The sequence below is a fragment of the Ruminococcus sp. OM04-4AA genome, assembly GCF_003462585.1.
In the GTDB taxonomy this organism is placed as follows: domain Bacteria; phylum Bacillota; class Clostridia; order Lachnospirales; family Lachnospiraceae; genus Mediterraneibacter; species Mediterraneibacter faecis.
Map to the genome: position 1 here is coordinate 1 of NZ_QTZH01000002.1, position 15,823 is coordinate 15,823.

General features: G+C 42.2%; 9 protein-coding genes and 2 pseudogenes. 10 read left to right on the forward strand and 1 reads right to left on the reverse strand.

What is annotated here, in order from left to right; all coding sequences use genetic code 11:
* From DXB52_RS00830 to nifJ, 5 genes and pseudogenes are all read left to right on the forward strand, one after another.
* Positions 1–440, forward strand: a 440-nt coding sequence (locus DXB52_RS00830; protein WP_465223595.1) for a Rossmann-fold NAD(P)-binding domain-containing protein, incomplete at its 5' end; no start/stop codon positions are given.
* A 4-nt stretch (positions 441–444) separates the two neighbouring features.
* Positions 445–609 (forward strand): annotated as a pseudogene (locus DXB52_RS00835) (CatA-like O-acetyltransferase); the annotation flags it as partial.
* A gap of 531 nt (positions 610–1,140) precedes the next feature.
* Positions 1,141–2,238, forward strand: a complete 1,098-nt coding sequence (ychF, locus tag DXB52_RS00840) for a redox-regulated ATPase YchF (protein WP_117540951.1) — start codon at positions 1,141–1,143, stop codon at positions 2,236–2,238.
* Between the two features lie 130 nt (positions 2,239–2,368).
* Entirely contained in the window at positions 2,369–3,322 is a 954-nt protein-coding gene (gene lgt, locus DXB52_RS00845) for a prolipoprotein diacylglyceryl transferase (protein WP_117540949.1), read from the forward strand.
* 280 nt (positions 3,323–3,602) lie between these two features.
* A pseudogene (gene nifJ, locus DXB52_RS00850) lies at positions 3,603–7,174 on the forward strand (pyruvate:ferredoxin (flavodoxin) oxidoreductase).
* Positions 7,175–7,277: 103 nt separating this feature from the next.
* On the opposite strand, the gene DXB52_RS00855 reads toward nifJ, so the two are convergent.
* Positions 7,278–8,132: a helix-turn-helix domain-containing protein gene (locus DXB52_RS00855; protein ID WP_055146247.1), complete on the reverse strand. Its 855-nt coding sequence runs from the start codon at positions 8,130–8,132 to the stop codon at positions 7,278–7,280.
* A 225-nt stretch (positions 8,133–8,357) separates the two neighbouring features.
* Between DXB52_RS00855 and DXB52_RS00860 the strand changes: the two genes are divergently transcribed.
* The 5 genes from DXB52_RS00860 (at position 8,358) to DXB52_RS00880 (ending at position 15,820) form a co-directional block, all read left to right on the forward strand.
* Complete coding sequence (locus DXB52_RS00860) at positions 8,358–10,154, forward strand: L-fucose isomerase (RefSeq protein WP_055146244.1); 1,797 nt, start codon at positions 8,358–8,360, stop codon at positions 10,152–10,154.
* Between the two features lie 143 nt (positions 10,155–10,297).
* Entirely contained in the window at positions 10,298–11,764 is a 1,467-nt protein-coding gene (locus DXB52_RS00865) for a rhamnulokinase (protein WP_015528362.1), read from the forward strand.
* A 191-nt stretch (positions 11,765–11,955) separates the two neighbouring features.
* On the forward strand, positions 11,956–12,957 hold the full coding sequence (locus DXB52_RS00870) for a LacI family DNA-binding transcriptional regulator (protein ID WP_015528361.1): 1,002 nt from the start codon (positions 11,956–11,958) through the stop codon (positions 12,955–12,957).
* A 310-nt stretch (positions 12,958–13,267) separates the two neighbouring features.
* Positions 13,268–14,245, forward strand: a complete 978-nt coding sequence (locus DXB52_RS00875) for an ABC transporter permease (protein WP_227155528.1) — start codon at positions 13,268–13,270, stop codon at positions 14,243–14,245.
* 78 nt (positions 14,246–14,323) lie between these two features.
* Positions 14,324–15,820, forward strand: a complete 1,497-nt coding sequence (locus DXB52_RS00880) for a sugar ABC transporter ATP-binding protein (RefSeq protein ID WP_015528360.1) — start codon at positions 14,324–14,326, stop codon at positions 15,818–15,820.
* Positions 15,821–15,823 lie beyond the last annotated feature (3 nt).

The window sequence follows — 15,823 nt, forward strand, 5'->3', positions numbered from 1 at the left end:
ATGCATTTATAGTAGGAGAGCATGGAGACAGTGAAGTTGTGGCATGGTCATCTGCCAATGTATCCGGTGTTCCGCTTAGTGACATGTGTGAGATGAGAGGACATTATAACCATAAGGAAAATACGAAGGAAATCGCAGATGCTGTCAAAAACAGTGCCTATGAGATTATTAATAAGAAGCATGCGACATATTATGGAATTGCAATGTCAGTAAAACGTATCTGTGAAGTAATTATGCGTGACGAAAAATCAATACTTCCTGTATCGCACATGATACATGGAGTATATGAGATTGATGATGTTGTATTAAGTATGCCTGTCATTGTTGGTGCAGACGGAATTGAATCTGATATACCGATTAATCTTAGTGGAGAAGAAGCATTGAAGCTAAAAGAATCAGCAGACGCATTAAAGAATATAATTGACACATTAGAGCTGTAAATAGAAAGGGTATAGTTATTTAATTCCCATTTTCACCTTGGGGAAATATTACGAGGAAGATGGGAGAATTGTGCTTCCTTTAGCAGTTCAAGTTCATCATGCGGTATGTGATGGATTTCATATCTGCCGGTTTGTCAATGAACTGCAAGAATTACGCAATTCGTGTTAAATTTTCAAGGTACAAATAAAATCATATATTAATTAACGTGTCTTTTGCCCCCTAATCAGGATAGATAAAAAATTTCATCAAGAGCCTGTATTTATGACCTTCATCTTTTGAATATATGTAAGGACATTCTTTGAGCAGGCATAAAAATATTTTTTACAACAATTATTTTCAGTGTGGCAGGCGCTGCTGATTTTTTTACAAAAACAATCTTGACAGTGACATTGAAAGCTGCATAATAACATTAACAGAACCCACCACGCCTCTGATTTTTCATGCGCAACCCGGTGGGACTTTCTTATTTATGGGGTGTTTTATGTGACAAGAGATGAAAATGAATATTCACAAAAATAAGATGCTATGGTATAATACAAGGTACTGTATTAGGGCTTCTTATGAGAGGCGCTGAAATATGGGAAAAGATTTAAAAGGTTACAAGAATGAAATCAGTATCGTTTTATACTACAAACCGGATTGCGAACAGGCGAATTGGTAGGATTGAAATCTAAGGATTTATAGGAGGAATATAGAAAGATGAAACTTGGAATCGTAGGATTACCGAACGTAGGAAAAAGTACACTGTTTAACTCACTGACAAAGGCCGGTGCAGAATCTGCAAATTATCCATTCTGTACAATTGACCCGAATGTCGGTGTCGTAACAGTTCCGGATAAGAGACTGGATGTGCTTGGAGAGATGTATCATACAAAGAAGATCATTCCAGCAGCAATTGAGTTTGTTGATATTGCAGGACTTGTGAAGGGAGCATCCAAAGGAGAAGGACTTGGAAACCAGTTCCTTGCCAATATCCGTGAGGTTGATGCAATCGTACATGTTGTAAGATGCTTCGAGAATACGAATATTGTGCATGTAGACGGAAGTATTGATCCGCTGCGTGACATTGAGACAATCAATCTTGAGCTGATTTTCTCAGATCTTGAGGTTCTTGAAAGAAGAATCTCCAAGACAGTGAAGCTTTCTAGAAATGATAAGATGGCGGCGAAAGAGCTGGATCTTCAGAACCGTTTGAAAGCACATCTGGAAGAGAATAAGATGGCAAAGAGCTTCGTGACAGAGGATGAGGATGAGCAGGCATGGCTTGCCGAGTACAACCTTCTGACAGCAAAACCTGTAATCTTTGCAGCAAATGTATCTGAGGATGATCTTGCTGATGATGGTGTGAACAATGCAGGGGTTCAGGCAGTTCGTGAGTATGCAAAAGAGGAAGACTGCGAAGTGTTCGTAGTATGTGCAGAAATTGAAGAAGAAATTTCTCAGTTAGATGATGATGAGAAGTCCATGTTCCTTGAAGACCTTGGATTAGAAGAATCCGGACTTGAGAAGCTGATCAAGGCAAGCTATCATCTTCTTGGACTGATCAGTTATCTGACAGCAGGGGAGCCGGAAGTTCGTGCATGGACAATCAAGAAGGGAACAAAGGCACCACAGGCAGCTGGTAAGATTCATACAGACTTTGAACGTGGATTTATCCGTGCGGAAGTAGTAAGTTATGATGATCTGATGGCATGCGGAACTCATGCGGCAGCAAAAGAAAAAGGATTAGTTCGTCTGGAAGGAAAAGACTATGTCGTTCAGGACGGAGATATCATGCTGTTCAGATTTAACGTTTAACAGATATAGGGAATATGCTTGAAAACCAGTTAGATTCATTGTTTTCTAATTGGAAAAGCAGTAAAAACAGGAATCAGGAACAACTGGATTTGTTCCTGATTTCTGTGGATATGAAAGGAAATAACATAATATGCATTACAATATCAGCTTTCCAAATTTAGGGATTTATCTGGATCATGTAGGAAAAAGCATCAGCATCTTTGGATTTTCAATTGCTTACTACGGCATGATTATCGGTGCGGCAATTTTGATTGGATTTTTGATTGCCACAGTGGAAGCAAAAAGAACAGGACAGAATCCGGAAGACTATCTGGATATGGGAATTGTCGGAGTAATTGCAGGAATTGCAGGCGCAAGAATCTATTATGTGATTTTCTCCTGGGATTTATATAAAGATAATCTTTTGTCTATCTTTAATCTCAGAGAAGGTGGTCTGGCAATTTATGGTGGCGTGATCGGAGCAGTGATCGCAGTTTTTGTGATGGCTGCTGTTAAGAAAAAATCACCATTTCAGATTTTGGATACAATCGCACTGGCACTTCTGAATGGTCAGATGCTTGGACGTTGGGGGAATTTCTTTAACAGGGAAGCATTTGGAGAATATACGGATTGTCTGTTTGCGATGAGGCTTCCGGTTGATGCAGTAAGGCCGGAAGATATCACAGAACTTATGCGTGAGAATATGCAGAGAATTGATGGAGTCAGTTATATCCAGGTACATCCGACATTTTTGTATGAATCATTATGGTGTGCCGGACTGCTTATTATATTGTTTCTGTATAGGAAACATAAGAAATATGAAGGTGAGCTCTTTCTTATGTACCTGTTTGGTTATGGGGCAGGACGCGTGTGGATCGAGAGGCTTAGAACGGATCAGCTTGTTCTTCCGGGGATCGGATTTCCGGTGTCAGAACTTCTGGCAGGTTGTCTGGTGATTATGACAGGAATTATGCTGATCTATTGCAGAAGACATTGCAGAAAAAAAAACGAGAAGAAAAAAGTGGATCAGTATGAGCCGGTGCCAACAAAGATCAAAGGGAAAAAACCACCGAAGTGGGATGACCGGTTGTTTAAGAATAGATAGAATAATAAGAAAAAAGTATAGTGATTCATAAGTCAGAAGAGTTAATGTTCAACAGAAAGAACTCTTCTGACTTTTTCTATTTCTGCCTGTTTTAGTTAATAATCCCCAATACCAGCACTGATAACTATTCTCAAAACAATACTCTGTACACGAAAATATACAAAAGAGGATATTTATAACTCTAGACTTTTGTGACTTTTGGAGATATAATGAAACTACATGTGAATTAATTATACTTAACTCAGTGTAAAACCTATGTAACACCTAAGGAGGAATAAAAATGGCAAGAAAAATGAAGACCATGGACGGTAATCAGGCAGCAGCTCACGTTTCTTATGCATATACAGAAGTAGCAGCTATTTACCCGATTACGCCTTCATCCGTTATGCCGGAGCATATCGATGAGTGGGCTACTGAAGGAAGGGAGAACATTTTCGGACAGACTGTACAGGTTACAGAGATGCAGTCCGAGGCCGGAGCAGCAGGTGCTGTTCACGGATCATTAGCAGCAGGTGCTCTTACAACAACATTTACTGCTTCTCAGGGGCTCCTTCTTATGATTCCTAACTTATATAAGGTTGCTGGTGAGCAGCTTCCGGGAGTATTCAACGTATCTGCCCGTGCACTTGCAAGCCACGCACTGTCAATTTTTGGAGATCATTCTGACGTTTATGCCTGTCGTCAGACAGGAGCAGCTATGCTCTGTGAATCCAGCGTACAGGAAGTAATGGACCTTACTCCGGTTGCTCATTGTGCAGCACTTGAAGGAAAGATTCCATTCATCAACTTCTTTGATGGATTCAGAACATCACACGAGATTCAGAAAATCGAGACATGGGATTATGAAGATCTGAAAGACATGGTAAGCATGGAAGCAATCGACGAGTTCCGCGCACATGCACTTAACCCGAACCACCCATGCCAGAGAGGTTCAGCTCAGAACCCGGATATCTTCTTCCAGGCTAGAGAGGCTTGTAACCCATTCTATGATGCACTTCCGGGAATCGTTCAGAAGTACATGGATAAGGTTAATGAGAAGATCGGAACAGACTACAAACTGTTCAACTACTATGGAGCAGCAGATGCAGAGCACGTGATCGTAGCTATGGGATCTGTTTGTGACACGATCGAGGAGACAATCGATTACCTGACAGCTGCAGGAGAGAAAGTCGGAGTTGTTAAAGTTCGTCTTTACAGACCATTCAGCGCAGAAGCTCTGATCGATGCTATCCCGGATACAGTTAAGAAGATTTCTGTTCTTGACAGAACAAAAGAGCCAGGAGCACTTGGCGAGCCACTGTACCTGGATGTTGTTGCAGCACTTAAAGGATCTAAGTTCGATGCAGTTCCAGTTTACACAGGACGTTATGGACTTGGTTCTAAAGATACAACACCTGCTCAGATCGTTGCTGTATACCACAACGATGAGAAAGCTAAATTCACAATCGGTATTGAAGATGATGTTACACATCTTTCACTTGATGCTGGTAAGCCACTTGTTACAACACCAGAAGGAACAATCAACTGTAAGTTCTGGGGACTTGGAGCAGATGGTACTGTTGGAGCAAACAAGAACTCCATCAAGATCATTGGTGATAACACAGACATGTATGCACAGGCTTACTTTGATTATGACTCTAAGAAGTCCGGTGGTGTTACAATGTCTCACCTTCGCTTTGGTAAGAAACCGATTAAGTCAACATACCTGATTCACCAGGCTAACTTTGTAGCATGCCATAACCCATCTTATGTAAATAAGTACAACATGGTACAGGAGCTGGTTGACGGAGGAACATTCCTTCTGAACTGCCCATGGGATATGGAAGGACTTGAGGAGCATCTTCCGGGACAGGTGAAAGCTTATATTGCTAACCACGGAATCAAATTCTACACAATCGATGGTATCAAGATCGGTAAAGAGATCGGACTTGGCGGACGTATCAATACAGTTCTTCAGTCTGCATTCTTCAAACTTGCAGCTATCATTCCGGAAGAAGAGGCTATTGACCTTATGAAAGCAGCTGCTAAGGCTACTTACGGAAGAAAGGGTGACAAGATCGTACAGATGAACTACGATGCAATCGACGCAGGTGCTAAACAGGTTGTAGAAGTAGAAGTTCCAGAAAGCTGGAAAGATGCAGCTGACGAAGGTCTTGCTACACCACACATCGCAGATGGCGGAAGAGCTGATGCGATTGCATTTGCTAAGAACATTCAGGCAAAAGTTAATGCTCAGGAAGGAAATACACTCCCTGTATCTGCATTTAATGATTATATTGATGGATCTACACCATCAGGAACATCTGCATACGAGAAACGTGGTATCGCAGTAGATATTCCGGTTTGGAATCCAGATCAGTGTATCCAGTGTAACCGTTGTGCATATGTATGTCCGCACGCAGTTATCCGTCCGGTAGCTCTGACAGAGGAAGAAGTTGCTCAGGCTCCAGAAGGACTTAAGACACTTGATATGATCGGAATGCCGGGAATGAAGTTCACAATGACAGTATCCGCTTACGACTGTACAGGATGTGGATCTTGTGTGAATGTCTGCCCGGGCAAGAAGAATAAAGAGACAGGCGAAGTTGAGAAGGCTCTTACAATGGCTAACATGGAGCTAATGCAGGAGAGCAGACATTCTTCGACTTTGGTAGAGAGATTCCGGTTAAACCAGAAGTTGTTGCTAAATTCAAAGAGACAACAGTTAAGGGAAGCCAGTTCAAACAGCCACTCCTTGAGTTCTCAGGAGCTTGTGCAGGATGTGGTGAGACACCATACGCTAAGCTGATCACACAGCTGTTTGGTGATAGAATGTATATTGCAAATGCAACAGGATGTTCTTCTATTTGGGGTAACTCTTCACCGTCTACACCTTACACAGTAACACCGGAAGGTAAAGGACCTGCATGGAGCAACTCCCTGTTTGAAGACAACGCTGAGTTTGGATACGGTATGCTGCTTGCACAGAATACAATCAGAGACAGACTGAAAGCAAAAGTTGAGAAGATCGCAGAGAAGACTACAGATGAGGCAGTTAAGGCTGCAGCAGCTGAGTATCTTGAGACATATACAGTAGGCGCTACAAATGGAACAGCTACAGACAAACTTGTTGCAGCTCTTGAAGCACTCGATTGCGATTGCGAAGAGAGAGCAGAAGTTCTGAAGAACAAAGATTTCCTTGCTAAGAAATCCCAGTGGATCTTCGGAGGAGACGGATGGGCTTACGATATCGGATACGGCGGAGTTGACCACGTTCTTGCAAGCAAGAAAGATATCAACATTATGGTATTCGATACAGAGGTTTACTCCAACACAGGTGGACAGTCCTCTAAGGCTACTAAGACTGGTGCTACAGCTCAGTTCGCAGCAGGCGGAAAAGAGACTAAGAAGAAAGACCTTGCAGGAATGGCTATGACATACGGATACGTATACGTAGCTCAGATCGCTATGGGTGCTGACTTCAACCAGACAGTTAAGGCAATCGCTGAGGCTGAGGCTTATCCGGGACCATCACTGATCATCGCTTACGCTCCATGTATCAACCATGGTATCAAGAAGGGTATGAGCAAAGCTCAGACAGAGGAACAGCTGGCAGTAGAGTGTGGATACTGGAATAACTTCCGTTACAACCCGGCTGCAGAGGGAGACAAGTTCTCACTTGACAGCAAGGCTCCGAAGGCAGAAGGATACCAGGACTTCCTGAATGGTGAAGTACGTTACAATGCACTGAAGAGAGCTAACCCGGCTAAGGCTGACAAGCTCTTCGCTCTCAATGAGCAGGAAGCTATGGAGAGATACGATTACCTGAACAAACTGGTAACTGTATACGCTGCAGAAAAAGAAGATAAATAAGGATATTTCATGAGTGAATGAGATATGAAAAGAGGAGATCTCCGTAAGGGGATCTCCTTTTGCGTGAAAAAATGATGGGGTTGACCTGTTTCGCAATTTTTGATTACAGTGGTGCGCGAAGATATTTCTTCGGTGTCATTCCTTTGTATTTCTTGAATGTCTTAATAAAATAACTCACATCATTGAAACCACAGCTTAATCCGATGTCAGCAATAGATTCATTTGAAGTTACAAGTTTGAAACAGGCTTGCTCAATCCGATAATAATTCAGATAGTCAACAGGGGTCCTGTGGGTCATATCCTTAAAGTAACGGCAGAAATATTTTGAATTCATGCCGGCTGCCTGAGCCAGATCTTCCAGTGTGATACAGTCAGCATAATGGTTTTCAATCACTTCAAGAGCTTTCTTTAAATGTTCTATTTTTCGGCTATCCTTCTGACTGATGATTCGAACGTTTTCGAACAATTTATTTTCCAAAATGTAGCCTAAAAATTGGTACAGAGTACCAATCACCATAAGCTCGTGCCCTTCGGTACGCTTTTTGATATGTTCAAACATCATGGAAGTAATATGTTCTAAATTCTTTACAGGTGCTTTGATGAGGGCAGGGATAGTCAGAGTGTCACTTCCGATCTTCTTAAGCAGACGTTCGCTGGCATGGTTTACTGCCATGAGCGATTCAAGATTAAAAACAAGACATTCATAGACACAATCCTTAGGAGTTCCGCCATGAAGAAGCCCTCCTTTTATAAAAATAAGGTCTCCGGCTTCTGCAGTGAATTCATTTTCACCAATTGACATAAGTAAGTTCCCTTTTAAAACACGAATAAGTTCGTATTCGATGTGCCAGTGATAAGACATATCATACCGTGGATGATTTGGCGTAACATGATAAAATTCAATTGGAAAATCAATGGTTCCGTGATTACGCTCTTCTTTGTAATTGATGTATTTCATGCAATAATCTCCTTTGAAAATCTAAATAGTGTAAATACAAACATAAATATGAAGATATATGCTTGTAAATTGTACTTTGTTGTATAAAAGGTGAATATCTTTATATTTTTATTCTAGTATACCACAAGACAAAAAGAAAGGAAAGAACTATAATGATACTTAAAGAAGCGGTTCTGCGAAGGAAGATAAGCAGAGCAAGGCAAACAATTAAGGAGGAATGTAATTATGGCAGAAAGAAGATTAGTAGGATCTTATCCAGTAATTGGTATCAGACCGACAATTGATGGACGTAGAGGAGCTCTTGACGTAAGAGGATCTCTTGAAGAGCAGACAATGAACATGGCAAAATCTGCAGCAAAACTGTTTGAGGAGAACTTAAGATATTCAAATGGCGAGCCGGTTAAAGTTGTTATCGCTGACACAACAATCGGACGTGTAGGTGAGAGTGCTGCTTGTGCTGATAAGTTCAGAAGAGAAGGCGTAGATATCACAGTTACAGTTACACCTTGCTGGTGCTACGGAGCTGAGACAATGGATATGGATCCACAGACAATCAAAGCTGTATGGGGATTCAACGGAACAGAGAGACCGGGAGCTGTATACCTTGCATCTGTACTTGCTACACATGCACAGAAGGGACTTCCGGCATTTGGAATTTACGGACATGACGTTCAGGAAGCTGACGACACAACAATTCCGGAAGACGTTAAAGAGAAACTTCTTAGATTCGGACGTGCAGCTGTTGCAGCAGCATCCATGAGAGGAACATCTTACCTTCAGATCGGATCTGTTACAATGGGTATCGGTGGATCTATCATTGATTCTGATTTCATCGAGTCTTACCTTGGAATGCGTGTAGAGTCTGTTGATGAGGTAGAAATCATCCGTCGTATGTCAGAAGAGATCTATGACAAGGCTGAGTTCGAGAAAGCTCTGAAATGGGCAAAAGAGACTTGCAAGATTGGTTGGGACAAGAACCCAGAAGAGCTTCAGGCTACTCCAGAGGAGAAAGAGGAGCAGTTCGAGTTCGTTGTTAAGATGGCAGTTATCATCAAAGACCTTATGAATGGAAATAAGAATCTTGACGAGAAGTTCTCAGAGGAAGCAATCGGACACAACGCTCTGGCAGCTGGATTCCAGGGACAGAGACAGTGGACAGACTTCTATCCGAACGGAGACTTCGCAGAGGCAGTTCTGAATACATCTTTCGACTGGAACGGAGCTCGTGAGCCATACATCCTTGCTACAGAGAACGACGTTCTCAACGGACTTGGAATGATGTTCATGAAACTTCTTACAGGACGTGCTCAGATCTTCGCTGATGTTCGTACATACTGGAGCCCAGAGGCAGTTAAGAAAGCTACAGGATATGACCTCGAGGGTGTTGCTAAAGAGAACGGTGGATTCCTTCACCTGATCAACTCTGGAGCAGCTTGCCTTGATGCATCTGGTGTTGCTAAAGACGAGAACGGTAACGGCGTTATGAAAGAATGGTGGAACGTTACAGAAGAAGACCAGAAAGCAATCATGGATGCTACAGAGTGGTGCATGGCTGACAACGGATACTTCCGTGGAGGCGGATACTCAAGCCGTTACGAGACACGCGCTCAGATGCCAGCTACAATGATCCGTCTTAACCTTGTAAAAGGACTTGGACCGGTTCTTCAGATTGCAGAAGGATGGACACTTGAACTTCCAGAAGAAGTATCTGATAAGCTTTGGAAACGTACAGACTACACATGGCCATGTACATGGTTTGCTCCAAGATGTGATGGTAAAGAGGGAGCATTCAAGACAGCTTATGATGTAATGAACAACTGGGGAGCTAACCACGGTGCTATCTCCTACGGACACATCGGAGCTGACCTGATCACAATGTGTTCAATGCTTCGTATTCCAGTATCTATGCACAACGTACCGGAGAAAGATATCTACCGTCCGGCAGCATGGAATGCATTTGGAATGGATAAAGAAGGCGCTGACTTCAGAGCTTGTAAGAACTACGGACCGCTTTACAAATAAGAAGGAGTCCTTTTGTTAGGAAATGTAAAAAGACTGTAAATGCAGTTTCGATACAGAACTAGAACAAAGAATGCGGGGGTGCTGCCTATGCAGGGCCCCTGTTTTAATACCGAGTAAAAGAGTATTAAGAAAAGAGGAAGATTATGGAGAAAAAAGTATTAGCATTTGACTTTGGTGCTTCAGGCGGAAGAGCAATGTGCGGAACTTTTGATGGTGACAAGATCAGCATTGAAGAACTTCACCGTTTTTCTAACGATCCGGTTATCCTGAATGGATCAATGTACTGGGATGTACTGAGATTATTTTTTGAGATCAAACAGGGTCTGATCAAAGCAAAAAAATGTGGAAAAATCGAAAGTATCGGTATCGACACATGGGGAGTTGATTTTGGACTGATCGACGAGGAAGGAAGACTTCTTGAGAACCCTGTACATTACCGTGATGCACGTACAGAAGGAATGATCGAAGAAAGTTTCAAACTGATCGATAAAGAGAAATTCTACCAGATCACAGGAAATCAGTTCATGGATCTCAACACAGCATTCCAGCTCCTTTCTCTTGTAAAGACAAGAAAAGAGCTTCTTGAGAAAGCTGACAAGATGATTTTGATGCCAGACCTTTTCAACTACTTCCTTACAGGGGAGAAAAAAGCTGAGTATTCTATCGCTTCTACAACACAGCTTCTTGATGCGAAAAAGGGCGAGTGGTCAGACGAAGTGATCGAAGCACTGGGAATTCCGAAACATATTTTCCCGGAAATCGTACCTACAGGTACAAAGATCGGTACTCTTACAGATGAAATCTGTACAGAGCTTGGTCTGGATAAGATTGATGTTATGGCTGTTGCAGGACATGATACGCAGAGTGCGCTTGTATCTGTACCAACATCAGAAGAAGATTTTATCTTCCTGAGTTGCGGAACATGGTCACTGCTTGGAACAGAGCTTGCAGAACCTATTATCAATGAGAAATCTGAGCATTACAACATCACGAATGAAGGTGGATATGGAAGAAAGATTTCCTTCCTTAAGAATATCATCGGATTGTGGTGTATTCAGGAAAGCCGTCGTCAGTGGATCCGTGAAGGAAATGAGTATGGATTTGGCGAGCTTGAGATTATGGCAAAAGAAGCTCCGGCACTCCAGAGCTTTATTGATCCGGATGCACCGGAATTCACACCAGCCGGAGATATTCCGACAAGAATCCGTGAATTCTGCAAGAAGACAGGACAGCCTGTTCCGGAAACAGTCGGAGAAGTTGTTCGTTGCATCAACCAGAGTCTTGCAATGAAATATCGTCATGCGATGGAAGAGATTAAAGAGTGTACAGGTAAAGATTATAAGACAGTCTACATGGTAGGCGGTGGAACACAGAGTGCTCTTCTTTGCCAGTTCACAGCAAATGCATGTGGATGCAGAGTAAGTGCAGGCCCAATAGAGGCAACTGTTCTTGGAAATATTGCACTGCAGCTCATGGCTTCCGGAGATATCAAATCTATCGAAGAAGCAAGAGAAATTATCAAACGTTCTCAGGACATCAAGATCTACGAGCCACAGGACAAAGAAGCATGGGACGAAGCATACGAGAGATTTAAGAAAATTTTAGTATAGTGCTTTGAACTAAGGGGGAATGAGTTGTCAGTCGCACATCGTGTGAACAGTAACATTATGGCTGGCAACGTAATAAAAAAGAATTCTTCAGAAACACTTGACTGTCAATCTGCTGTATGATTTAATGGAATAAGCAGTTGAGTTGGGCAAAATGCATAACGGTTCGCTAATTGGCCTGGGAGGAGAAGATTATGGCTGCTACTATTCGCGATATCAAGAAAAGGACAGGATTGTCCCTTGCAACGATATCGAAGTATTTGAATGGCGGTAATGTATTGCCGGAAAATCGTATCTTGATTGAGGAGGCAATCAACGAACTGCATTATGAAGTGAACGAGCTCGCAAGAGGGCTTGTTACCCACAAGACAAAGACGATTGGAGTTCTGGTTTATGATATACAGTGTCTTTTTGTAGGAAGTATGCTGCATTATCTGGGAATGGAACTTCATAAAAAGGGATATGGAATGTTGATCTGTGATTCCTGCAATGACGAGAAGCTACAGAAAGAAAATCTGCAGTTTCTTCTTAGCAGGAAAGTAGATGGAATATTGGTATTTGCTGTAGGTATGCATGGAAAGTTTCTTCATGCTGCGAAAAAAGCAAATGTTCCGGTTGTTCTGGTTGACAGATCATTCCAGGATGAAGAATATGATTGCGTTGAGGTTGATAACCGGACAGCAATCTATCGTGCAACGAATAAATTAATTGAGAACCATCACAAGAAAATAGCTGTGATTGCCTCTAATATTGAATATACCGGAAGGGAACGTGTGAAAGGATATTCTGATGCGATGAACCAGGCAGGACTGGAGATTCCAAAGGAATACTGTAAGCTGGGAGGGCATTCTTTTGAACATGGGTACAGAGGAATGAAAGAACTTTTGGAGCTTGAAGACCGTCCGACCGGTGTGATCTTAGGAAACTATAACACCATGCTTGGTGGAATTATGGCATTGAACGAATCAGGACTCTCCTGTCCGCAAGATGTCTCGCTCATCGGAGTGGATAATCTTCCGATGACCCAGGTGCTGCGCCCTAAATTATGGCTGATTGTCCAGCCAATGGAAACGATGTGCGAGAAGGCTGTAGCTATGCTCCTGGAGCGAGTAAATGGAGAGCAAAACGGTATGCCGGTAAAAATTAGTTTCAGTACCTCTGTAAGAGAGGGAGACTCAATACGAGACCTTGGATAGTGCATAAGCAAAATGCACAGAAAAGCGTGGGTTTTGTTGTGAAAATGGATAAAAATATAGTGAAAACAAACAAAAACGAACCGTTTCGCCCTAAAAACGGTGGGGAATCTTGACAAAACGTGGAAACAAAGCTATAATTTATTCATGTATCAAAGGTGTGCGGGGAAATCGAAAACACACTTTGAAAAACAAAAAATCTTAAAGCTTTGAAAGCGAACCGTTACGCTGAGGTTAAGAGGAATGGGGGTATCGTAAGAGTTAATCGACAATCCAGTCAACACCAGCAAAGTAAAAGATGGGAGGAAGAAAATTGGAAAAAATTAAACAAAATCCTTTTGTAAAAAAGGTAGGATTTAACAGAATTGTTTTGTGCTGTGTCCTTCTTCTGATGTACGGACTCTTCTGTGCACTGACCGGAGGAAGCTTCGCAGGAATGAACCGAATCATGAGCGCACTCAATTATGCTTATTTCCTTGGATTTTTATCACTGGGTGTTACATTTGTAATTGCTACAGGACAGATCGACTTCTCTATTGGACCGGTTATGTTCTGTTGTGCACTTATCTCAGGTTATACACTGACAACACATGGAATTTCCATGCCGGTTGCAATCCTGATCAGTATCCTTGTGGGATTTGCTTTTGGTCTCTTTAATGGATACCTGGTAGCTTACTGGTCAGTACCTTCATTCATCACTTCAATGGCAAGTATGAATATTGCAAAAGGTCTTGCGTCAGTTTACACAAAGACACAGTCAGTCAGCTGGCCGCAGGCAGCAGATCCGGACAACGGATGGTTCAGAAATCTTGTAAGATATAACGGGGTCCCGGTTGGACTTGTTATTCTTCTGGTAGTTGCAGTTGTCTGTGCGATTATCCTGAACAAGACAAGAATCGGACGTTACATCCTTTGCCTTGGTAGTAACAAAGAAGCTGTTAGACTTTCAGGTGTAGATGTTAAGAAATGGGAAATGCTTGCATTCATTATCTGTGGAGTTCTCGTTGGAATGGGCGCTATCTTCTATGTATCTGCATATACAACAGTACAGCCTGGTTATGGAGATCAGTACAACAACGAAGCAATCGCCGGATGTGTAATGGGTGGTACATCCATGGCAGGTGGACTTGCATCCATCAGCGGTACAATCATTGGTGTATTTATCATCGCTCTTCTTCAGGAAGGAATTCTGGCTCTTGGCTTTACAAAAGATTATCAGCTTATCATTACAGGTGTTATTGTTATCGTCGCAGTATTCAGTGACGTACTTGCAAGACGCAGAAAGAACTAATTTCTCTTCTATATTAAGAGATCAGCTTTATGAATGATGAACGAAATGTTTGATTGAAAGAAAGGCAAGGGTAATAAAATGGGCGAAGTTATATTGGAAATGAAAGGGATTGATAAATCTTTCCCAGGTGTTCACGCACTTGACCATGTAGATCTTGAGATCAGAAAAGGCGAAGTTCTTGCTCTTATGGGAGAGAACGGTGCCGGTAAATCTACTCTGATGAAAGTTCTTACAGGTATTTATACAAAAGATTCTGGAACAATTACATATGAAGGAAAAGAAGTAGAGTTCCACAGCGCACGTGAAGCACAGGATAACGGTGTTATCATCGTACACCAGGAGCTGAACATGCTTGGTCATCTGACAGTTGCTCAGAACATCTTCATCGGAAGAGAGTTCAAGAAGGGTATCAAGATTGATGACAAGAAGATGAACGAAGAAGCACAGAAACTGTTCGACAGAATGAACGTTGATATTGATCCGAGAGAGACAATGTCAAAACTTACAGTAGGTAAGCAGCAGATGTGTGAGATCGCAAAAGCTATTTCACATGATGCAAAGATCATCATCTTTGACGAGCCATCAGCAGCTCTGACAGAGACAGAGATCGAGCAGTTGTTCAAGATCATCCGTGACCTGAAAAGTCAAGGAATGGGAATTGTTTATATCTCCCACCGTATGGATGAGATTAAAGTGATCACAGACCGTGTTACAGTCATGAGAGATGGTACTTATGTTGGAACATTGATCACAAAAGAAAGTACAAAAGACGACATCATCAACATGATGGTTGGACGTGTTATTTACGAAGATCCGAAGGAGAAGAACATGACACCTCCGGGAGCACCGGTAGTTCTTAAAGTTGAACACCTGAACGCTGGTAAGATGGTACAGGATGTAAGCTTCGAACTTCACAAAGGTGAGATCCTTGGATTCTCCGGACTGATGGGAGCTGGACGTACAGAGACAGCCAGAGCACTCTTTGGAGCTGACCCGATCGACAGCGGTGATATTTATATCAACGGTAAGAAGGTTACAATCAAGAGCCCACAGGATGCTGTTAAGTGCGGTATCGGTTATCTGTCAGAGGACAGAAAGAGATATGGTATTGTTGTACAGAAATCAGTTGCTGAGAATACAACAATGGCAACACTTGAAAAATTCATGAGCGGTCCTTTTATCGATAAGAAGAAAGAGAACAAGATTGCTCAGGAATATGTTGAGCAGCTTGCAACAAAGACTCCTGGTACAGATCAGCTGGTAGTTAACCTGTCAGGTGGTAACCAGCAGAAAGTCGTTATTGCAAAATGGCTGACAAGAGACTGTGACATCCTTATCTTCGATGAGCCTACAAGAGGTATCGACGTTGGAGCTAAGAATGAGATTTACAAGCTGATGAATCAGCTGGCAGCAGAAGGAAAAGCCATTATTATGATTTCCTCCGAGATGACAGAGATCCTTCGTATGAGTGACAGAATCGTTGTTATGTGCGAAGGTAAGAAGACAGGTGAGCTGGATATTTCCGAAGCTACACAGGAAAATATCATGAACATGGCTACACGTGAGATTGAGTAGGGA

What these genes read in the sequence shown, in the direction of transcription:
- DXB52_RS00865 (WP_015528362.1), top strand. Translation starts at nt 10,298, where the DNA reads ATGGAGAAAAAAGTATTAGCATTTGACTTTGGTGCTTCAGGCGGAAGA.
- lgt (WP_117540949.1), top strand. Translation starts at nt 2,369, where the DNA reads ATGCATTACAATATCAGCTTTCCAAATTTAGGGATTTATCTGGATCAT.
- DXB52_RS00860 (WP_055146244.1), top strand. Translation starts at nt 8,358, where the DNA reads ATGGCAGAAAGAAGATTAGTAGGATCTTATCCAGTAATTGGTATCAGA.
- DXB52_RS00870 (WP_015528361.1), top strand. Translation starts at nt 11,956, where the DNA reads ATGGCTGCTACTATTCGCGATATCAAGAAAAGGACAGGATTGTCCCTT.
- DXB52_RS00880 (WP_015528360.1), top strand. Translation starts at nt 14,324, where the DNA reads ATGGGCGAAGTTATATTGGAAATGAAAGGGATTGATAAATCTTTCCCA.
- ychF (WP_117540951.1), top strand. Translation starts at nt 1,141, where the DNA reads ATGAAACTTGGAATCGTAGGATTACCGAACGTAGGAAAAAGTACACTG.
- DXB52_RS00855 (WP_055146247.1), bottom strand. Translation starts at nt 8,132, where the DNA reads ATGAAATACATCAATTACAAAGAAGAGCGTAATCACGGAACCATTGAT.